At 53.2% G+C, this 20,665-nt stretch carries 19 protein-coding genes and 1 riboswitch; of the genes, 2 read left to right on the plus strand and 17 right to left on the minus strand.

Annotated elements, in window-relative coordinates; genetic code table 11:
- Nucleotides 1–89: 89 nt before the first annotated feature.
- From PCH01S_RS07205 to PCH01S_RS07215, 3 genes are read right to left on the minus strand one after another with little or no spacing between them, the layout of a single operon-like run.
- Complete coding sequence (locus tag PCH01S_RS07205; protein WP_042228047.1) at nt 90–560, minus strand: hypothetical protein; 471 nt, start codon at nt 558–560, stop codon at nt 90–92.
- Nucleotides 550–1,230, minus strand: coding sequence for a trimeric intracellular cation channel family protein (locus PCH01S_RS07210; RefSeq protein WP_016424035.1), 681 nt, complete (start codon nt 1,228–1,230; stop codon nt 550–552). The genes PCH01S_RS07205 and PCH01S_RS07210 overlap by 11 nt, the downstream gene beginning before the upstream one ends.
- A 20-nt stretch (nt 1,231–1,250) precedes the next feature.
- Nucleotides 1,251–2,333: a Gfo/Idh/MocA family protein gene (locus tag PCH01S_RS07215; protein WP_042228048.1), complete on the minus strand. Its 1,083-nt coding sequence runs from the start codon at nt 2,331–2,333 to the stop codon at nt 1,251–1,253.
- A gap of 269 nt (nt 2,334–2,602) precedes the next feature.
- Between PCH01S_RS07215 and PCH01S_RS07220 the strand changes: the two genes are divergently transcribed.
- Complete coding sequence (locus tag PCH01S_RS07220; RefSeq protein WP_042228049.1) at nt 2,603–4,132, plus strand: hypothetical protein; 1,530 nt, start codon at nt 2,603–2,605, stop codon at nt 4,130–4,132.
- A gap of 272 nt (nt 4,133–4,404) precedes the next feature.
- Here the strand turns inward: PCH01S_RS07220 and kapB are convergent, their stop codons facing one another.
- The 6 genes from kapB to PCH01S_RS07250 form a co-directional block, all read right to left on the minus strand.
- Nucleotides 4,405–4,803, minus strand: coding sequence for a sporulation phosphorelay system protein KapB (gene kapB, locus PCH01S_RS07225; protein ID WP_042228051.1), 399 nt, complete (start codon nt 4,801–4,803; stop codon nt 4,405–4,407).
- Between the two features lie 19 nt (nt 4,804–4,822).
- Entirely contained in the window at nt 4,823–5,185 is a 363-nt protein-coding gene (locus PCH01S_RS07230; RefSeq protein WP_042228053.1) for a thioredoxin family protein, read from the minus strand.
- 119 nt (nt 5,186–5,304) lie between these two features.
- Nucleotides 5,305–5,838: a hypothetical protein gene (locus tag PCH01S_RS07235; protein WP_042228054.1), complete on the minus strand. Its 534-nt coding sequence runs from the start codon at nt 5,836–5,838 to the stop codon at nt 5,305–5,307.
- Between the two features lie 162 nt (nt 5,839–6,000).
- Nucleotides 6,001–7,617 carry an ABC-F family ATP-binding cassette domain-containing protein gene (locus tag PCH01S_RS07240; RefSeq protein WP_042228850.1) on the minus strand — a complete coding sequence of 539 codons (1,617 nt, stop codon included), beginning with the start codon at nt 7,615–7,617 and terminating at the stop codon, nt 6,001–6,003.
- Between the two features lie 105 nt (nt 7,618–7,722).
- Entirely contained in the window at nt 7,723–9,672 is a 1,950-nt protein-coding gene (locus PCH01S_RS07245) for an ABC-F family ATP-binding cassette domain-containing protein (RefSeq protein ID WP_042228055.1), read from the minus strand.
- 108 nt (nt 9,673–9,780) lie between these two features.
- The gene (locus PCH01S_RS07250; RefSeq protein WP_042228057.1) at nt 9,781–10,869 is read right to left on the minus strand and encodes a M42 family metallopeptidase; all 1,089 of its coding nucleotides are present in this window, start codon (nt 10,867–10,869) and stop codon (nt 9,781–9,783) included.
- A gap of 543 nt (nt 10,870–11,412) precedes the next feature.
- A riboswitch (cyclic di-AMP (ydaO/yuaA leader) is annotated at nt 11,413–11,548 on the plus strand.
- A 6-nt stretch (nt 11,549–11,554) separates the two neighbouring features.
- Here PCH01S_RS07250 and PCH01S_RS07255 point away from each other — a divergent pair.
- Nucleotides 11,555–12,373 carry a CAP domain-containing protein gene (locus tag PCH01S_RS07255; protein WP_042228059.1) on the plus strand — a complete coding sequence of 273 codons (819 nt, stop codon included), beginning with the start codon at nt 11,555–11,557 and terminating at the stop codon, nt 12,371–12,373.
- Between the two features lie 513 nt (nt 12,374–12,886).
- Here PCH01S_RS07255 and PCH01S_RS07260 read toward each other — a convergent pair.
- From PCH01S_RS07260 to PCH01S_RS07295, 8 genes are all read right to left on the minus strand, one after another.
- Nucleotides 12,887–13,177: a Dabb family protein gene (locus tag PCH01S_RS07260; protein WP_042228061.1), complete on the minus strand. Its 291-nt coding sequence runs from the start codon at nt 13,175–13,177 to the stop codon at nt 12,887–12,889.
- Between the two features lie 73 nt (nt 13,178–13,250).
- Nucleotides 13,251–14,996: a DUF6382 domain-containing protein gene (locus PCH01S_RS07265; RefSeq protein ID WP_042228063.1), complete on the minus strand. Its 1,746-nt coding sequence runs from the start codon at nt 14,994–14,996 to the stop codon at nt 13,251–13,253.
- A gap of 34 nt (nt 14,997–15,030) precedes the next feature.
- Nucleotides 15,031–15,546: an A24 family peptidase gene (locus PCH01S_RS07270; protein WP_042228064.1), complete on the minus strand. Its 516-nt coding sequence runs from the start codon at nt 15,544–15,546 to the stop codon at nt 15,031–15,033.
- A gap of 14 nt (nt 15,547–15,560) precedes the next feature.
- Nucleotides 15,561–16,199, minus strand: coding sequence for a hypothetical protein (locus PCH01S_RS07275; RefSeq protein ID WP_042228065.1), 639 nt, complete (start codon nt 16,197–16,199; stop codon nt 15,561–15,563).
- A gap of 40 nt (nt 16,200–16,239) precedes the next feature.
- Entirely contained in the window at nt 16,240–18,498 is a 2,259-nt protein-coding gene (locus tag PCH01S_RS07280; protein WP_042228067.1) for a hypothetical protein, read from the minus strand.
- Nucleotides 18,499–18,536: 38 nt separating this feature from the next.
- The gene (locus PCH01S_RS07285; RefSeq protein ID WP_241688858.1) at nt 18,537–19,469 is read right to left on the minus strand and encodes a hypothetical protein; all 933 of its coding nucleotides are present in this window, start codon (nt 19,467–19,469) and stop codon (nt 18,537–18,539) included.
- A gap of 73 nt (nt 19,470–19,542) precedes the next feature.
- Complete coding sequence (locus PCH01S_RS07290) at nt 19,543–19,752, minus strand: Flp1 family type IVb pilin (protein ID WP_042228068.1); 210 nt, start codon at nt 19,750–19,752, stop codon at nt 19,543–19,545.
- Between the two features lie 39 nt (nt 19,753–19,791).
- Nucleotides 19,792–20,661 carry a type II secretion system F family protein gene (locus PCH01S_RS07295; RefSeq protein WP_042228069.1) on the minus strand — a complete coding sequence of 290 codons (870 nt, stop codon included), beginning with the start codon at nt 20,659–20,661 and terminating at the stop codon, nt 19,792–19,794.
- Nucleotides 20,662–20,665: the final 4 nt, after the last annotated feature.

Raw genomic sequence — 20,665 nt, forward strand, 5'->3', positions numbered from 1 at the left:
TGTCCTTGGAGGATGGCACCGTCCTGCCCGGGTACCCTCAGCCTTGGCGCACAAAAAAAGCGTCCCATGAGGGACGCTTTCCGTGTCGCTTATTTCAAGTCATCGAGCTCGCGAAAAAGCTTTCTTACCGCTTCTTCATCCACTTTGCCCGCCTGCTTCATTTTGAGCAGCCGTTCCCGGACTTCCCGGGCAAAATGTTCATCCACATCGGTATCCTCGGCGTAAGCGGGATCAAACCAGATGTAGAACCCTTCGGGACCGTTGCGCAGGAACGGCCGGTTCCAGGCGTCCGGATATTCGTACGGCTGATCCGAGAACAGGATTCCGAGCACATCGTCGCTCTCCACGGGGAGGAGCTGATGAAACTGTTCTTCTTCCCCCGTACCCGAAATTTGCCTGTGTTTGTACGCGTAATGCACGTAGTGCTCGCCGGTTTCCTTATCTTTGGACAAGGCGTACATCTCCAGCTCGCTCTGCTTCAAATCTTTGACCGTTTCCAGTCTTTCCTGCAGAAGATCCCCTGAAATTTTGCCGTGGGCCGAGAAAGATTCAGCTGACATCGAACTCTCTCCTTTCTTCCTGCAGCGCGGGAGGCCGCTGTTTGTTCGGCACGTCATTTTGCTGCAGCAGCGTCCGGAGAGAACGGCGCGGAAGCTTCCATTTGAAGATCACCGAGAACATCCGGGACACGACTACGATCATGAACAAAATAATCAGACCGAGCGGATTCTGGGGCCAGCCGATGCCGATAAGAAAGCCGGCCAGCATGGCCCAGACCGCGTAGATTTCATCTCTTAAAACGAGAGGCTTGCGCCCGGCCAGGAGATCGCGGATTACCCCGCCGCCGATTCCCGTGAGTACGGCCGCAACGATCGAGGCGCTTACAGGCAGCCCCTGATTGGACGCGTAGAGCGCCCCTTGAATCGAGAAGGCCGCCAGACCGATAGCGTCGAAGAACGATTCCCAGGATTTCCACCGCTTGATCCAGGCCAGCGGAAATATAAAAACCAGTGTCATTGCGGCCAGCGCAATCGTGAACTGGAACCCCTGCTGCCAGAGCATCGTCACTTTCTCTCCGATCAGCAGGTTGCGGACTACCCCTCCGCCAAATGCGGTTACAAAGCCCAGGACATAAACGCCCAGGATATCATAATCTTCTTCCATTGCGACAATCGCGCCGCTGACGGCAAACGCGATCGTTCCGATTAAGCTTAACGCCATCCAATCCACTTTTCTGCAGCTCCCCCGGGTTAGTTAGATAAATCCCAATCCAGTTCAACCTCTTTGCCGGTACGGGACGATTCGTAGATTGCATTGAGAATCAAGTTGTTCGTATAGCCCGACATGACGGATGTCAGCGGTTCGCTTCCGGTCCGGATGCATTCCAGAAAATGCATGTTCATCAGGAGGCGCGGATCGGTCTGCTGCTCGGGCAGCTGGAGCTCCACGTCGATTTCTTTATCGAACATTTCCGCAAACAGCTTACCGTAGGTGCTTCCTCTCAAGGTAGCTCCGCCTTCCGTGCCGAGAAGATGAATATACGGCTGATTGTCGGTTTCGGTCAGTGCCGCCCAGCTCACGTCGAGCGTCAGCGTGCTCCCGTTGTCCATCTTGATCAGGGCTGTCGCCAAGTCTTCCACGTCATAGCTGCCGCTCCAGTTCGGTTTGCCCCAACTGCCGATTCCGCGGCGTTTGGGACCGAATTCCGAGTAGGTCGCGCCGAAGACGGAAACCGGACGGGGATTTCCCATCAACGAGAGGGACAAATCCAGCATATGGACGCCAATATCGATCAGCGGGCCGCCGCCCGATTTGGACATCTGGGTGAACCAGGTACCCCAGCCCGGAATTCCTTTGCGGCGCAGCCAGCCGGTTTTGGCATGGTAGATATTGCCAAGCTTGCCGCGCTGAACGAGCTCCTTCACCTGCATATTAAGCGGTTCCCAGCGGCGCTGGTGAGAAATCATCAGTACCTTGCCGCTTTCGCGTTCGGCCAGAACGATTTCCTTGGCGGCCTTAACATCAATGGCCATCGGCTTCTCGAGCAGGACGTGCTTCCCGGCCTGAAGCGCTTTTACCGCAAGGGGTGCGTGCCATTCGTTCGATACGGCGATAACCACTGCATCTATGTCGGGATCATGGATCAAATCTTCACCATTTCCGTAAACTTTAGAGATCTGATGTTCTTTGGCCCGCGCTTCGGCAAGCGGAAGAAACACGTCAGCTACCGCCGCTACCGTAACGCCCGGGGTTTCAAGCAGCCCTAGTATGTGCACGTTACCGATATTGCCCGCGCCGATGACGCCGATTCTGATCTCATCATTGAGTGCCATTGTGCAAAACCCTCCGATATCACGTTAAAGTAAGTTCGGCTTTATTTTAACACAAATGAAGGACAGCATCAGCCTTCCGGCCATATTTTCAAAAAGGTTTTCTCCGAAAGGTTTTCGAAAGAATAAAACGCTGTCTTTTCTATACACGGACATATAAAGAACATTTTTACCGTAATATAATAAAAAAGCGAAATATTTTAACGTATGCAAAATTTATAAATCCGTCCCCGAAATGCCCATCCTAACGGAAAGCAAGGAGGAATGACGACATGACAAGTTGGAAAAAGCACGGCCCTGATCCACGGCGGAGCAAGGGAAGGCTGGTTCAAACCCTTACGCTGACGATTCTGATGACGTTCCTCGTTCACCTGTTGTCGGCCGTGCCCGCACTCGCGCAGGAAGATTTGGCGTTGTCCCCGCCCCCTCACTCCAAAGCGGCGGAGAAAAAACGCAAAGAAGCCGCCCTGAAAGGCCCTTCCATCCAGGTAGATCCCTCTTTTCCGTATTATCAGAACCGGTCGCCCGAAAGCATAGCCGACGAGCTTCTTCAGCGCGGGTACAAAACGGTCCATTATTTTGTCGTCAACGAAACCGATGTGAATCGCAGCTTTATCGAAGCCCTCCAGGCAAAAGGCATCGGGGTATGGGCGCTCGTCCTCGGTAACGGAAGTTACTCTACGGCACGTTTTCCGGCGGATTGGCCTTCGTGGCAGATGGAGCTGCTTAAGCCTCTGAACGACGGGTATTATCGGTTCTCTCCCCACAGCCCGGCTTATGTCCAGTGGAAAAAGCAGGCGCTGGCTAAACTCGTGCGCGATTATCCTTTCGACGGGATCGAGGTCGCCGAGCCCTACTTTCCCGAATGGGACGGAATCAACCGCGGCGTGTACGGAGACGTCGGGCCGCTCGCGCAGAAAGCGTTCCGCGACAAAACGGGCCTGGAGATGCCGGATTTCACCAACGCCTCCTCGCCCCGCTATTATTTAACCGACACGGCGGCCTACCTGAAGTGGGTCGATTTCCGGGTTGAAGCCGTGAACGATTTCCTGAACGAGCTGATGAACGGGAAAGGCGGAGTGCGGGAAGCCCGTCCTAATATACTGGTGGCGACCTGGTCTTTGGCTATAGACGCGGGCCCCGGTTCCTTCGACAAGTTGAGAGAATTGCAGGGCCTCGATGCCGCGGCCATGGTCGGCCGGGTTAAGCCGGACATCCACTTTCTTCAAACCCATTGGCCCGACTGGCTCAAACCGCAGGAGAGTCTTCCTCCCGATTACGTGAAGCATTACCGGGTTTTTGCGGATAAAATCAAAGCGGAGTACCCGGATCTTCCGCTCGGGGTTCAGGCGGATATCGGCTCGGCCCTGTCGATGGTTAAGGACGGCGGGTGGGTGAGCGCTTTTTCCGATTCCGTCCGCGCACTCGGCTATTCCACCTGGACCGCATACGAATACCATCTCGGCGGTTATATGTATAAGGAAGCTCCCGTCCCCGGCAAAGCGCAGCGGCTTTCACGCACGGAAGTAAAGATTCCTTTTCAAAAAAGAATCGACGAAGGCTCGGCGAAATCCGAAGGAAATGTGACGGTTTCGGCAGGAACGCAGAGCTTTACCCTTAATCCCGGAGAAATCTCGGTTGACGGCAGCAATCTGCTGATCCGGTCGGACCGCCTTCCCAAAAAGGAATTCCGGCTGACTTTGCGCGGTATTAAAGACACGCCTGGCTTCTGGTTCTATAACAAAACGCAAACGCCCAACGTAATCGGTGGGAATGTTGCCGTGGAAGTGCCCAAACAGTAGTCACCGCGTGAATACCCGCTCCAATAAATGAAACGAATAGCCTGTCACGGGTTTCTTCCTGAATACAAGGGATTGCGGGGCAGGGTTTGAACCTGCGGCCTTCGGGTTATGAGCTATGAGCCCGACGAGCTGCGAAACTTACTGGAAGGTGTTCAAAAACAGAAAAAATCCTGTTCATGATGTGTGAATACAGGATTTTTTCTTCTTTTATACGGATTTATTTACGCATGTTATCAGTTAATCACGGCTCTAAAACATGTACAGCGGCCGAATTACTGCGGGAAATATTCACGATGCAGTTCTTCCAGTTCCGCAATGGAACGCCTTGCCCATTCCTCCGTCTGATGCAGCATGTTCAGCTCGCGTTCGAGGGCCTGCTGGAGCGAAAGGGTGTAATCCGGCACATTCCCATGATAGGCATGGATGCCCGACAGCGGCATCAGCCCAATTTCCTGATAAGCCAGCGCGCGGCGCTGGTGAAAGAACGGGACATCCCCCTGCTGCGGATTATGAAGATCCCCTTGCGAAGGATGCTTAACGACCGCAAGAACCTGAACGGCTGCTTTTATATTGGACGGCGGTTCCACAATGCGGCCTATATACTCCCCTGTTTTGTAAGATGCTATGACCAGATCACCGACGGAAGCAGTGCTTTCGTTTCTATAGTTCATAAGTGGATGCTCCTCTCTGTTACGGAGTATTGTCCGGAAAATCCGACGACGCGACGACCCTCAAATGCTGCATCCCCGTCAAATGACGAAGCTCGGCCAGCAAATAGTCGACCGATTTCACGGCGTAAATGAATCGTGCGGCAGTTCCCTTCTCTACCACCACTATACAGGGGATGGACGAGATTTTCCACTTTTGCACGGATGCCCCCGCGTAATTCGCATTGCAGGCTTTAAGGGGCAATTCCGGCTCGATCGTCAGAGCGACGTCGAGCATCCGTCGGGCGACTTTGCAAGTTCCGCAAAATGGGGTATGAAAAAATACGGCGAACGACTGTTTTTCTATGAGGGCCTGCTTGATTTGGTCATCGTTCCATTCCTGCATACCAGTCTCCTTTCCATAAAAAAAGCCGTGTTCCGGCTGCCAAACCTCCGGATACATCTAAGACTAAGAAAATTCCTTAAAGGGCAGCAGCCTGGCGCAAAAGGAAGCGCTGCCCCGTTTCAGAAAGCATGGTTGTCCCTAAGCGCAGACAGCGACAATAACGTATGTTCCAGCAGCCCTTCGAAGTCGTCGAGATGGCTTTCGTTGACCTTGCGGCCGAACTCAAGCAAAACCTCATTGTGCCAGCCTTCGTTTTCGGAGCCGAACACGTAAGAAAGCGTCTGGGTGATGAGCGGCCTTCCGCTCCAGATGGATTCCAGGGACGATCCGACCGCCGGACAGTCCCGCGAGGGATCGCCGACAAGGAATCCGAATCTCACCGTAAGCGAACAGCCCGGCTCGGCTCCTTTGCGGCTCAACAGCTCCGCGGCCAAATCTTCCAGTTCAGCCGCCAGATGAAGCTCCGCCCACGGAGAAGCCGTGTTCTCTTCGCCGCCGCGGAGGACAAAACGGATCCGGTACTGGCGGCCCAAGCTGGATAAATCCATGACGTCTGACCGGTTCGTCACCAGAATCTCGCCGGACAGATCCAAATCGTAGACAGCGCCTTCCAAAACGACTTTTAAATTCTCGTAAACCGTCGGATCAAACATACCGGGCAGCTCCTTTTCGATCAGTGTTCATTGCGTTACGGCAGTGCGGAGCGGCAAACGGAAAATCCGTCTGCTGCCGCATCTCCGGAGCGCAGCAAAGGCGCCCGGATGATGAACATCCAAGCGCCTCTTCTGTGTATTCCGAACGCATGCCTCTACCGTTTAAGCGTAATACTCTTCACGCAGACGGCGTACATCTTCGTTTTCCAGATATTCATCGTAAGGCATCATCCGGTCAATCACGCCTTTAGGCGTAATTTCGATAATGCGGTTGGCAACCGTCTGAATGAACTGATGGTCATGCGATACGAACAGCATTGTGCCGTCAAAATCGATCAGCCCGTTATTGAGAGCCGTAATGGATTCGAGATCCAAGTGGTTCGTCGGCTCGTCGAGGATCAGAACGTTGGCGCTTGCGAGCATCATTTTGGACAGCATGCAGCGCACTTTCTCGCCCCCGGACAGAACGCTCGCTTTCTTAAGCGCTTCTTCACCGGAGAAAAGCATCCGGCCCAGGAAGCCGCGGATAAACGATTCGTCCTGATCTTTGGAATATTGACGCAGCCAGTCGACGAGGTTCATATCGACACCGTCGAAGTACTGCGAGTTGTCTTTCGGGAAATAAGCCTGGGTTGTGGTGACGCCCCATGTGTAGGTGCCTTCATCCGCTTCCGTTTCGCCCATCAAAATCTGGAACAGGGTCGTTTTCGCGTGTCCGTCCGGACCTACGAAAGCGATTTTGTCGCCTTTGTTCACGGTGATGGAAATATTGTCGAGAATCTTCTGCCCTTCAACTGACTTGCTCACACCGTCAATCGCCAGAAGCTGCTTGCCCGCTTCCCGCTCCGGTTTGAAGTTGATGAACGGATATTTGCGGTTGGAAGGCTTAATGTCGTCCAGAGTAAGCTTCTCGAGCTGTTTCTTACGGGATGTCGCCTGCTTCGATTTGGAAGCGTTGGCGCTGAATCTCGCGATAAACGTTTCGAGTTCCTTGCGCTTCTCTTCGGTTTTCTTGTTCTGCTCTCTGGCAAGCTTCAAAGCCAGCTGGCTGGATTCGTACCAGAAGTCGTAGTTGCCGACGTACATCTGAATTTTGCTGAAGTCGATGTCGGCGATATGCGTACAAACCTGGTTCAGGAAGTGACGGTCATGGGATACCACGATGACGGTGCCTTCGAATCTGGCCAGGAAGTTCTCCAGCCATTGGATCGATTCGAGATTCAAATGGTTGGTAGGCTCATCGAGCAGCAGAATATTCGGGCTGCCGAACAAAGCCTGTGCAAGAAGGACGCGGACTTTCTCGTTGCCGTCCAGATCTTTCATCTTCTGGTCGTGAAGCTCTTTCGGAATGCCTAGACCGATCAGAAGCTCGGCTGCATCGGATTCCGCCTGCCATCCGTCAAGCTCTGCGAATTCGCCTTCGAGCTCGCCCGCACGGATTCCGTCTTCTTCGGAGAAGTCCGATTTCGCGTAGAGAGCGTCTTTCTCTTCCATAATCTGAAAGAGGCGCGCATGGCCCATCATGACCGTTTTCAGAACATCGGTTTCGTCGAATTCGTAGTGGTTCTGCTTCAGAACCGCCATACGCTCGCCCGGAGCGATATGAACGTCGCCTTTGTTGGGCTCGATTTCGCCGGACAAAATTTTCAGAAACGTGGATTTCCCCGCCCCGTTAGCGCCAATCAGGCCATAGCAGTTGCCGGGAGTAAATTTAATATTAACGTCTTCAAAAAGAGCGCGTTTGCCGTATCGAAGCGTTACATCCGTTACAGTAATCATGAGTGCGGTTAACCTGCCTTTTTGTATAATCGTGGCTTCTTCCAAGCCAATTCCTTTTAGTATAGCATAAAAAAGGACTCCCCGCTCGTAATTGCGGGAATGAGCTTACTTGCCGCGCTCGATTTCCTCCACGAGCTCCGAGAGAATCGTCCAGCGTTCCATCGCCTGCTCCAGCTCTTCACCGGCGGCAATCTCCTCGGCGTACAGCTCCTGTACCCGGCTGTAGTCGCTTCCGGCCTTCGCGATATCGCTCTTGATCCGCTCCAGCTTCTCTTCCAGAGCCGCGATGCGGTCTTCGATCGTATCCCATTCCTTTTGCTCGTTGAAGGAGAGTTTTTTCTTCTTCGCGCGTTCCCCGCCGGAGACCGCTCCGGCTGTGCCGGTGGATGGAGCGGACGGGGCGGAGGCCTGGGTCCGGGCTTTTTCTTTTGCGTCGGGCTTAAGCTCGGAAGCTTCACGCTGTTGTTTGAGCTCCAGGTATTCGGAGTACGTTCCGATATACTGTTCGATTTCGCCCCCGCCCGTAAACGAAAACAGATGGTCGGCGGTCCGGTCCAGGAAATAACGGTCATGGGATACCGTAATGACGGCGCCGGGAAACTGTTCCAGATAGTCTTCCAGAATGGACAAGGTTTGAATATCCAGATCGTTCGTCGGCTCGTCGAGCAGCAGGACATTCGGCTCTCCCATCAGTGTACGCAGCAGATAGAGCCGGCGCTTCTCGCCTCCGGAAAGTTTCCCGATGGGCGTCCACTGGAGATTCGGCGGGAACAGGAATCTTTCCAGCATCTGCGCCGCCGTGATGCTCTCTCCGTCCTTCGTCCGGATGACCTCGGCCGCCTCGCGGACATACTCGATGACACGCTGCTTGTCATCCATCTCTACATTTTCTTGTGTGTAGTAGGCCAGTTTGACGGTGCTCCCCCGCTCGATTTCACCGCTGTCCGGGCTGAGGCGTCCGGCCAGCATATTCAGCAGCGTCGATTTGCCGCTTCCGTTGCGGCCGATAATGCCGATCCGGTCGTCCGGCAGCACGATGTAGCTGAAATCGTGGATGAGCTCACGGCCCTCGTAGCCTTTGCTCACCTGCTTCAGCTCGATGACTTTGCGGCCGAGGCGGCTGCCTGCCAGAGCCATATCGAGCTTAGCCGCAGGCCCGTCGACTTTGCGGTCGCGCAGCTCCTCCGCTCGTTCGACGCGGGCTTTCTGCTTCGTCGTGCGGGCTTTCGCGCCGCGGTGCAGCCAGGCGAGCTCTCTGCGGAGCAGATTGCGCCGCTTGTCTTCGCTGGCTGCCTCACGCTCCATGCGCTCAGCCTTTTTCTCCAGAAACGTCGTGTAATTGCCTTCATAGCTGTATATGCTGCCGCGGTCGAGCTCCAAGATGCGGCTCGTCACGCGCTCCAGGAAATAGCGGTCGTGCGTAACGAGCAGTAGAGCGCCTTTCCATTTGCTTAGAAACTGCTCCAGCCAGTCTACCGTCTCGTTGTCGATGTGGTTGGTAGGCTCGTCGAGAATAAGCAGGTCGGCGGGCTGGATCAGTACCCGGGCCATGGCCACGCGCTTGCGCTGGCCGCCGGACAGCTCGCCTACGGGCTTGCCGAATTCCGTGATGCCCAGTTTGGTGAGGACTGTCTTCGCCGTTGTGCCTGCTTCCCACGCGTCCAGCTCGTCCATTCTCGCCTGCACCCGCATCAGCTTCTGTTGGGCAGCCTCGTCTTCGGGGCTGTTTTCAAGGGCCGCAAGCGCCTGCTCGTAGTCGCGGAGCACCTTCATAAGCGGCGTTTCTCCGTAGAAAACCTGCTCCAGAACCGTTGAACGTTCATCGAACTCCGGCTGCTGAGGCAAGTATTCCACTCGGAAATGATTGGAATGAACGATCGATCCGGAGTCCGGCGTTTCCAAACCGGCCAAAATTCTCAGCAGGGAAGACTTGCCGGTGCCGTTGACACCGATCAGGCCGATCCGCTGTTTTTCCGAGATCGTAAAGGAAATATCGTCGAAGAGAACTTTCTCTCCGTAAGTTTTTACTAGATGTTCGGCATGAATAATACTCATGAGTTCCTCCGTCCTTAATCGCCGCGCCAAATGAACCCGGCTGCCCTCATGCCCGCCGTCGGGCGTACGGATGAGACCAGCCGGATGTATAATCGATTTCTATCGGATTTAAACCGGGCTGACCGGATTTTCCGGCTGTCCGGGGTCGCTCGCTGCCGCGGCCGGGTGCAGAATATATTGCAGCAGCAGAGAGGCCGTTCCCGCGATAGCGTCCACATGCGTGCGTTCCATGCCGTGCGAGGCATGAACGCCGGGACCGATCAGCGCGGCACGGATGTTGCTCCCTCCGCGAAGCGCCGCGGAAGCGTCCGAGCCATACTGCGGGTACACATCCACCACGTGGCGGATCCCGGAATGTTCCGCGAGGCGGATAAGCTGAGAGGTCATCGCGTAGTCGTAAGGACCGCTGGAGTCTTTTGCACAGATGGAGACGTCCTGCTCGGTGCAGGTCAGATCGTCCCCCATGGCTCCCATATCGACGGCAAGAAGCTCGTCAATGTCGGCCGGGATGTAAGAAGCCCCGTGACCGACTTCCTCGTAAGTGGTCAAAATGATTTTAACGGTGCAGGCCGGTTCGATCAGCTCGTTCTTCAGAAGATCCAGAAGGGCGAACAGTGCGGCCACGCTCGCTTTATCGTCCAGATGACGGGACTTGACATACCCGTTCTCCAGCATGCGGACACGCGGCTCGAAAGAGACGAAATCCCCGACGCGGATTCCCAGCTTCTGTACCTCTTCCTTGTTGAAAGCCAGTTCGTCCAGGCGAACTTCCATGTTCTCCTCGACGCGTTTATGGTCTCTCGCATCCGGAAAAACGTGAACAGAAGGCTTGGTGGTCAAAATAGTGCCTTCATAGCTGAGTCCCTGGCGAGTATGAACGCGGCAGTACTCGTTTTCGATGGCCGCCATCATAAAACCGCCTACCGACGTAAGGCGCAGACGCCCGTTGTCCTTGATGGACCGCACCATCGCCCCGAGCGTATCCACATGGGCCGAGAGCCCGATCGTGTAATCGCTCCGTTTGCCCGGAATCGTAATGATGCCGCAACCTTTATTCGTCAGTTCCAGCTTATAGCCCAGCTTCTCGGCCTCCGCCTTTACTTTATCCATAATGTGGTGGGTGTAACCGCTCGGGCTTGGCGTTTGCAAAAGCATGTCCAGCACTTCCAGCAGATACGTTCTATTTACTTGCTCCATAACTCAACCTCTCCTTTTCCTATCCCGGTACGAGTAGTGTCGCTCTGCTAACGAAACCGTTTAACGGTAAAGCTCTCCGCCTGACCGGCGGCCGGTTTCCGTTTCTGAGCGCTATGTAAAGACTTGCTTCTACTTAATACCCCGAAAATTCCTCTATCCATCAACCCTAATTGTCGCAGCGCAGATCCGCCGGGTTCTATCCGTCCGGACGGTTTTGCCGGTGCAGGTAAAGTTAACCGGTGAAGTTCCGTTTGAGACTCTCACTTATTTTACAATCTTGCAAGCTTTCCGTAAAAACGATTGTGAATACCGGAAATTTACGCCAAATCGGCGTGCCTGCAAAAGCGGTCTCTTACTGGTGATACTACACTGTTTCCCCGTTGTTTTCAAACGATAAACCCGTTTCGAGAAAAACAATCCGGCCGCGGTTGGAAAACTTTGTCCCGTGAAATCTAGCAAATCGCATGCTAGGATTAAAAGGCTTCTTCCGAGTGAGAGTGCAGAGCCGCGCGACATGCCCGCTCCTCTTCTCAGACAGAAAGCAAAAAAATAAGGCCGAAGCTTCTGCGGAAGCACGGGGGAACCCATATTTGGGGTGAAGCCATGATGTTCATGGCCGGGTGATTGCTCTTTGACCCGAATCCGTCAGCTAACCTCGCAGGCCGATAAAAGGAGAGATTTTAACTTGAAATCTATTAAAAAAGCAACTCTCGTTGGTGTTTTTGCCCTTACGTCCGTTTTCGGAGCAGGCGCCGCATCCGCATCCGCCGAGCCATGCAACGTTTCCGGCGGGAACACGCTCGCGACCCTTTCGAACAAATACGGCATTGATCTCGCCTCTCTTCTTACATCCAATCCGCAGCTCAATAATACGAATTTCATTTGGAAAGGCATGCAGATCGTCGTACCGGCCGCACCTCCCGCTGCGGAAAAACCGGCTGCCGAGGCACCGGCTGCGCCAACCGCACCTGAAAAGAAACCGGAAGCCCAGAAACCTTCCGCACCACCGGTAAAACCGAGCACGCCCGTTCCGGAAACTCAGGCACCCGTAAGCACGCCGAAACCGACAACCAAGCCGTCCGCACCTGTCGCGACTCCGGCACCGAAACCAACTGAAAAACCTGCTTCTTCCCAATCGGAATTCGCGGATCAGGTCGTAACGCTGGTGAACCAAGAACGTTCCAAAGCGGGATTAAAACCGCTTGCTTCCGACAGCGCGCTTGCCGCGATGGCTTTGGACAAAGCGAAGGATATGTATACAAATAACTATTTCGACCACAACTCTCCGACGTACGGATCTCCATTTGATATGATGAAATCTTATGGCATCTCTTATACGTATGCAGGCGAAAACATCGCCAAAGGACAGCGCACTCCGCAGGAAGTAATGAACTCGTGGATGAACAGCCAGGGTCACCGGGAAAACATTTTGAGCCCGAACTTTACCAAAATCGGAGTCGCTTACTATAACGGCGAATGGGTTCAAGAGTTTATCGCGAACTAATCCGATTTTCATTTTGTAAGTGTACGAATGCGAATATACAATTTATGGATATAATTTTGATCCTACAATCCAATCTAATGCAGCTATGAAAAGCAGCGGCCCGTTCCTGAAACTGGAACCGGCCGCTTTTTTTTGCGGAAAAACAGCCGGCTAGGAGCCTGATGCCCCAGGCAGGAGCAAGTAGTCATAATACAGAAGACCTGGGGGAAACTAAGCTGGACAAGTTATTGAAGTACGGTATCGGTTAATCCTTCGGCAACATTAAGATAAGGGGATTCAGAAGGAAAGCTTTATGCGGCCGCGTTATTTCGGATGGGGTTACAGTGGCATTTCGCTATTCGGAAAGGGGCCTGCGGCGTTGAATGACGTCGGAACATAGGAATTCGCTCACCTAGAAATGATGTTAGCTATGACTTTCACATCATGTGTTTTGCCGCCAGCTCCACCATAAAAAGAACCTGCCGCGAATAAAGGCAAGTTCTTACGGGTGTTAGTTGATTTTTTTCGATAAAATTAGCTTTCAAAGTCTACGCAAGGAGCGACGCCGTCTTTGGCTTCGCCCATATAGGCGAGCACATCCTGGTGGACGGGGTGCACATTATAAGCTTTGAGATCTTCAAGCGAGTTAAACTTTGTGATCAAAACCAGGTCGTAAGAACGTTCGGAATGGATCACATCCGCGCCCACTTCGATATGCAGCAGTTCGGAAATTTTGCCTTCCATGTTCTGCAGCTTGGCTCTTGCTTGTTCGACGGACTCCGGGCTGCGGTCTTTAAGCTTGAAAAACACGACATGTGTAATCATTGGACATTCTCCTCTTTCCCGTTTCTTCAACAACCCGTCCATTATACCATTTTCGTTCCACGACAGGAACTGGTCAGCCGAATCGGAAGCTAAATTCGGTGTGAATGATCCGCACCACATCCCCGTCTTTCAAAGCGACCATTTGATAAGGAACGAGCATTCCGTCGTTCAGAAACGTACCGTTTCGCGAACCGAGATCTTTGACCGCATAACCTTCCGGTGTCCGTAAAAATTGCGCGTGTATCCGCGAGATTCCGAGTACATCTTCGATATAGTCGGCATCTCCTCCACCTCGCCCGATAATAAAAGAATCCGCGTCGAGCAGAATCGTTTCCTTCCGCCCTTCCCGCATTACTTCGAGCACGGGATGGCGGAACTTCGCATGCGGCGGGGCTGACGCGGCACCGAGGAAGACGGTTTCATCCGCGTTGTTCACCGCAGATAGCGGCGGAGCCAGGAGCGTCGTACGTGCGCCCAGTCCGGCGTAGTACCGCTCGAGCGACTCCGGCTCCTGTGCCGCCGCAGGCGGATACGGGCTGCTGCCGGAGGGGGCCGCTTCTTTCAACTGGCTGTTACGCCGGCCCGGAAGGCCGATTGCCAGCAGTACGTAAGCGGCATCCAGCACCAGCAGCGTCGCTCCGCTGCTGATGTACAGCAGCGGGGGCCCAGGCGCGCTGAAATAAGCGTTCCAGATCATCGCGATGATCGGGAATGCGCCTACCAGCGCGAGGATTTTGCCGCGGGACCCGCGAAGCGGTCCTGCGGAGGTAGCCGCTCCGGCGGGCGCGGCTTGCGGCGGCTGCGGTGGCCGTGGCGCTGCGTAGGGCTGCGGCACTGCGTGCGGCGTGTCGTGGAGCTGCGGCGATTGCCCGGCCGCCTGCACGCCGGAGTCATCCGCAGCAATTTGCTGACGTCTTCGGATAAACTTTTCTGCAGCACCGCGCGGATTGGGATCTGAACGGCTTTCGCCCACAAGCCTATGAGGCGATCTAGTCCCGCCTTGGGGCACATGTGCGCTCTCTCTTCGCAAAAGTCCGTCACCAACATCATTACTTTCTCTCTGAAAATGCAGCGGGTCCGTTTCATGAATATCTTGCCCCAGCTTCTTCAAAACGGAAACCGCATAACCGCTCCGCTCACTGAACTCTGCTGAACCCTGCATTTCTGAGTTCGGAATGTTTGAAGCTTGAACAATCGGGTCCGACTCCATGCCTCCTTTCCCGATGTCCTCCTCAATACTTAGCCTATTTTCGCTTATTTCCAGATAAATTTGCCTTTTGAATTCTCGAACGGAGAAGCTTTCACGCTCGCAGTACTTGGCAAGTCTCTCGAGACTTCCACGCTCTTCCGCTTGGAGACGTCTGCCCAAGTCTCGAACAAGCGCGCTCCACATGACGGATGCAGATGCAGCCGGAATTTCCTTTATAGGAAGGCACAGCAGCGAGACGTCTGCCCAGCCCCTTTCGATATATATGTAATTTTTATCCACTACAAACTGAGCCTCATTCAGCATAAAATTGCCGCTATCGCTTACACAAGCCGCCGCTTCGTGCAGCAGTTGAAGACATCCGGCGGGATCTGGACTCCGCTCTTTAAGGATAGCTGCCAGAGACCGTCTGGAGGCGAGGTTATAGATCAGCCTGACATGACTATCGATCTCTTCCACCTTCAAAGACAGTACCCGCGGAATAGGGTTTTCTTTAAGCATCTTTAGCTGCAAGGGCGCTAGGTGTTCAATGTTCAGCCCTTCTTCCAAACCCACTTCTAGCCATCTGCCTTGCGACAACCGTACGCTTGCCTGCAATCCGAATATTTCCATAACTTCATCCTTTCACATCTCTGGCGGGCTTCTGTCAAAAAGCAAGGCTTCCGTACCAGTAAGCAGCCAGAACCCCCGGCAGTACCGCATACATAAAAGGAAAACGCAGTTGATCACTTTGTTTCAAGCTTTTCCAGAACGACAAATCTTTCAGAAACAAACCTAGGGCCAATCCCCCGAATAAGCGCCCGAGCCGTTTTACTCCTTCTTTTCTCGCAAGAAGCAAGCACAAGCCGATCGCTCCCGCGAACAATAAAGAATAAAGCGCGCACGTAAAAACATAGACCCCGCCCGTTAAAGCTCCAATCGCCCCGAACAGCTTAACGTCCCCCGCACCGAGCGCCCCTGCCGCATACAAAATAAAAAGCGCAATAAAACCGGTCATGAATCCCGCAACAGAGAAAACAAGTCCGCTCCAGCCATCTATAAGAAGATGGTACATCATTCCGATACCGGCGCCTGCGGCAGTCAAGACGTTCGGAATAATCGATTTTCGTACATCGGTTATAAACGCGGCCAGAATGAGAAGAGAAAGCAGCAGCTCCTCCATAGTGATGTCTCCTTTTACGCGCCCAGCCAGACCCGCTCCAGCGCTTTCTTTTTCAAAACAAGCGTCCGGTTGAAGAAAGGAACGGCAAGGGGAAAATCATAGGTAACTTCGAATCCCAGATAAGCCCGTTCCCGGCTAGTTAAACTGGGTAATGTCACCCCGCTGATGCGGAATCGCTCCTTCTTCAAAATCCGTTTGTCCGCAAAACTGTACACTATCGGCTTCATGGCATCACGCAGTGCCGAACTTGCCGATTCCTTTGCCCCATCCACACCGCTTTCGCCCGTTTGGCGAACCCATGACAGAAGTCCGATTACCGGATCCGGGAGATAGGCTTCAACCGAATCGATAAATTCTCCCGCTTGCGCGGCTTGTTCTCTTAAGTTTTGAAGAGTATCCATTACCTGCTGCCCTCCTGACGCCAGAGCTGTCTGATCGAAAGATTCTTTACCTTGTTTGTACAGCACCTCTGCCGGATAAAGCCCCGCGGCCAAAACCTTCGTGGACTCGCTTACCACAGACCGCAGCGCCATATCCGCCACCGCTATCTGGATGCATACGATAAGGGCGACGATAAAACCGACGAACATCGGCAGAATAAGCGCCGCTTCCAGCACCATTCCCCCTTGCTCACTTTTTCTAAACATGCGCATTACGCATCGCTCCCGTCCTGTTCGGTTCGCGTGTTTATATCTAATAGGCCAAATCCGCCCGACTGATAAAGCGGCACCGGTTTTCCCTTACTTCGCAGGAAGAAATGCCCGTCCCGTTCATCAGCTTCATTACACCGGGCAAAAACCATAAGGATACGGAGGATTCGGCGGAACCCTGTATGTACGTTACAGCGTGGTCCAACGTCCGCTCTGTATTCAGTTCGATCAAGGATTGAAGACGCGCCAACAGATTCGTGTCAGAGCTGTGCAGGAGAAGAAATATCCTCAAATAGTCTTTATAAGTGAAAGTAAACAAAGGATTCGTTAGTTTGCTTGATATCGGAACTGCTTTTCCATCCGTTAAGCTGTCCATGTCCGCCAGTGCTTTGACGGCTGCCTCGGCAGCACTGACCAGCAGTACCAGCAGCGGAGAACCTGCCTGAAGCAGTTCGTTTTTCGGGTCCATCAATTCTTCCACCATCCGGACTGCAAAACGGAAAGCGAACATTTCACCATAAGCCGATGACCTATTTTTGGCACAGGAATTGAATCCATACAGTAAATACTCGACTTCTTGGCCGGGAAGCTTATGGCCCGACGGCTCGGACATCGCGTGAAGCGGCTTTGGCTGCCCCGACCCGTCCACTTCCCTCCCGTACGTTCTATAGTTAAACAAAGACAAGGCATACTCGTTTACGAACAGCTCATTGCGAATACTTTCCCCCGTTTGGCCAAGCCGTTCAAGTAAACTCATGGCATGCTGAATTTCCGTGTCGGGTTTGCCCTCCAGATCATACACCGGGCTGCCGCCGGCATTCGAAGGACTCTCGTTTAGCGTCATATATTTTCCGTATAATCCGTCCTTCCCCTCCAAAGTCTCATAGAAAGCCGAAACCGAACCTGCCGTCTGATCCGTGCCGCAGTCTCCCATCGCCTGTCTGGCCCGGTCCAACGCCGCCTGTATTTTCGAGCGCTGCTTTTCTTTTTCTTTACGGATCGTTTCGTTCCGCTTGTTTCGCTCTGTTTCAATGACAAGTTGTTTTTGATAGATTTCGTCCATTTGGGCCTGATAGGCATCGTTTGCGGCGTGTATCTTTTGAGCGTTGGCATTCGTGAAAAGATTGATGCTTCCGATGCCGCTGCGAAAACCGCTGAACATTGCCGCGCTTGAAGCGATTCCCGTCTGATAAGTACGAAAATCGTCTTCGCTAAGAATTTTCAAGCTTTTGAACGCTTCGAAAACTTTTAGTTCATTGCCCGCAGCGGATGATACGCGTTTCAGCTCCGTGTTTAACTCATCGTTTGCTTTCTTCGCTTCTCCGAGCAGCTCTTGAACGGATTTTTGCAGGTTTTGTACTTTTTCATCGTCACTGACGATTTCAAGTTTGGTTGCCGCCAAAAGCCCGGTGTATTTCACAATATTATCAAGCAGCGTCTTCAGATCCGAAAGCCTGCGCTGCAGTTCGGTCAGCTGGTCCTGAAGCGAACGCATGTTGTCCATCATCCCTTGAATGGCCGCGGCCGCTTCCGGTCCTGCTGCGGCGGCAGCTGCAAGGGAGCCGTTCAAGCTTGAAATGGAGTCCGAGAGCGAACGGATTTGTTCTTCCAAGGTTTTGATTTGCGACCTTACCCCGTCCGCGGTGTTTAAGCCGATCAGCTCCGAAAGACGATTCAGTTCGGTTATTCGTGCCCGATAGGTATGGTGCCGGCCATTCAGCTCTTCCTTCAGTTTGACCGTTTCCATCCATGCCCGATCGAGCAGTTCTTCTCGCTTGACAAGCAGTTTTTCGATTTTCTCCGCATCTTTGGCGTATGCAGATCCGTTTGCCAGCGTTTTGACCGCACCGGGTTTTTGAAGCTTATCCGTTATCTCCAGCACGAATTCGATCGGCGCCGTGTATTTCATATGTTCAAGGATTTGTTCTTTAAACACCGTATGATTGGCAAGCGTGTATAGCGAGGTCAGTGATGCGTGCCCCTCTTCCGGCTTTGTATCCAACAATTTATAAAAACCACCGCTTGAACTGCCGGAAAGATTTTCTTTGTATATCATGCTAAAAAGGGATTCCGAGCTTTCCGGTTCTCCGGTAAGTCCGAACAGTCCGTATTTTTGAAGCTCCGTATCAAAAGCGGAAAGAACGGAACGGACCGCGGCCCTTGCTGCCGTATCCGCTTCTCTTTCAGCCGCCTTTACTCGTGCGAAATCGATCAGAACCGCTTGCAGAAAAAAGATAGGGACGAGAATAATGATCAAATAAATGGAAACGGCACCCGTCTCGGAGTTATAGAAGCTTCTCAAAACATACTCCTTTCCGGGCAGCCTAAGCCGCCCTTGTTTTATTCATGCAAAATGACGGAGATGCCGTTTTGAGCCAGCTCCCGCTGAATGGCTTGTGAAGGCGCCTTTCCCGACTTGGTTTTGAAAAAGTGCCACACGATCCCTTTAACCTGTGTCCCCTCCTTTTTCAGAAGAATGTCTTTACGCATTTGTTCCTTAAGGTTCTTCTCATTGAACGTGTAGAAAGCAAGATGTGCCGTACCGCCAGCATCTATTGCGTCAATCGTTCTTTTATCTCCCTCAGGGGTAATCAGCTCCGTTTTCCGTCCACTGACCAGTTTCCGGATATAAGCACTTGCCTGCGCTTCGCTCGTGATAGCGTTTGTCGGAGGGATAGCTTCGGCTGCGTGCTCTGTCAGCACTTCTCTGGCTTTTGAGGCGGTTATGCGGTTCTTTATCGCCGGGATGTAGCTGCGTGTCAGGTCAACAGTCCGGATAAGTTCAACGGGGTCCACTACGTGGGAAGCGCCTTGCCCCGTCACTTGATCGCGTATGACGTTCCCCGGCAGAAAGGAACGCGTGCGGAAAGGCTTTTCCAGCTCGGCCGAAACTTTCCGTTCCCAGATATGATTCACGTAAGACATTGAGCCATGAACCCCCGGCGGAAGAAGAGCGGCCGCACGCGACAGTTTACCCGCAGGACCGCTTCCAACAGATGTGTCCGGAACATGGACAACCGAGGATTTTCCGCTATAGCCGAAAATGCCGAGGATGCCGTCCTGCGTTAAACGCCAGTACAGCCCGTCACCGGCTCCCGGTGTAAAAGCTCCTGTCGCAGGATCTTTGCGGCTGTTGTTCCACGAAAACGCGGCTCGTTCGGAGGCTACGCCGGCTTGCTGCTGCAAGGCGACCCGATTGTATACAAACATGCCGAAAATGATAAGCGTTAAAGTAATTAAGATCACTACCGGAAACAGCAAAGTTCCTTCCAAGGCAAAATTACCGGCTTGGGAACGGAATAAGCGAATCCGGGCCCCATATATCCGTAATTCCGTGAGCTTCCACCTACGGCGTTTTAATGGCATCATCGCTTTTGGAATTGTTAAATTCCGTGTCCGCTTTACCAATCAGTTCATTGAACCATTTAATAATCCACTTCCGGAAAATAACAGCTACGGCTATGAGTACGGCGACGATGAGCAAAATTTCAAGCGTGCCCAGCCCTTCTTCGTCGTTCCAGAAACGGATCATGGACGTCTGTAATCGGTTTTTCATGGTTTATGACCTCCCAAAAAGTGTGGATCGGGTTTACCGTCATCCGTTTATGGACAGGACGGCCGGCGAAGCAACGATAATCATGACAACGAGAAAGATAGCAACCATCGGGAATACCAGCTTCGAGGAAGCTTCCTCGCCCAACTTGCGGGACTCCGCCTTGCGGCGGTCCCATAATTCCTTCGCGAGCGAACGCAGAGCGACCAGAAAATCTTCTCCTCCCCTCCGGTAGTTCAGCAAAATTGTCGTTGTGAACAGTGCCATCTCCTGCATGGCGCACCGTTTGCTCAAATCTTCGAGCACTTTGGGAAGCGAAACATTCATTTCCAGCTCAAGCACCGCTTGCCCAAACTCGGCATGAAGCGGAGATGCCCCCACCCGCGATGTATCCACACTGCGGATAAGCGCTTTCTGGACGGTTTCACCGGCATTAATGAGCAAAATCATCTTACTCAGCACTTCCGGGAGCTCCAGAACAATCCGGCGTTTTCGCAGCCTGATTTGCTGATCGAGCTGTCTCAGCATGAGCCAAGGAGTCAAACCGGCGCCCAATACACCCAGTAGAGCTACCGCAGGGTCTCCGCCTCCCGCAATTCCCAGCAGACCGGTCAACACCAGGACAATCAGTGCGGTCAGGAGCATGTCCCCCATCACAAGCTTGGCCATGACCAGCGTATCCTTATGGCCGTAAAGCGAACGGATTCGCTGCATAATCCGGACGCCCGCATCCGGGAAACGCTCCATGGTTTTGAACCGTTCAACCGCATACAGACCTGCGGGAGCCAGTTTTTTCATATGCAGCGTACAAGGATAGTCCGTCCTCACATCCTTAAAACGTCTGGAACCCAGGGCGTACAAGAGCAGCAGCGCTAAAAAAGAACCCATACTTAAACACAGCAGTACAAGCATGTCG

It is taken from the genome of Paenibacillus chitinolyticus NBRC 15660 (assembly GCF_000739915.1).
Lineage (GTDB): Bacteria > Bacillota > Bacilli > Paenibacillales > NBRC-103111 > Paenibacillus_F > Paenibacillus_F chitinolyticus.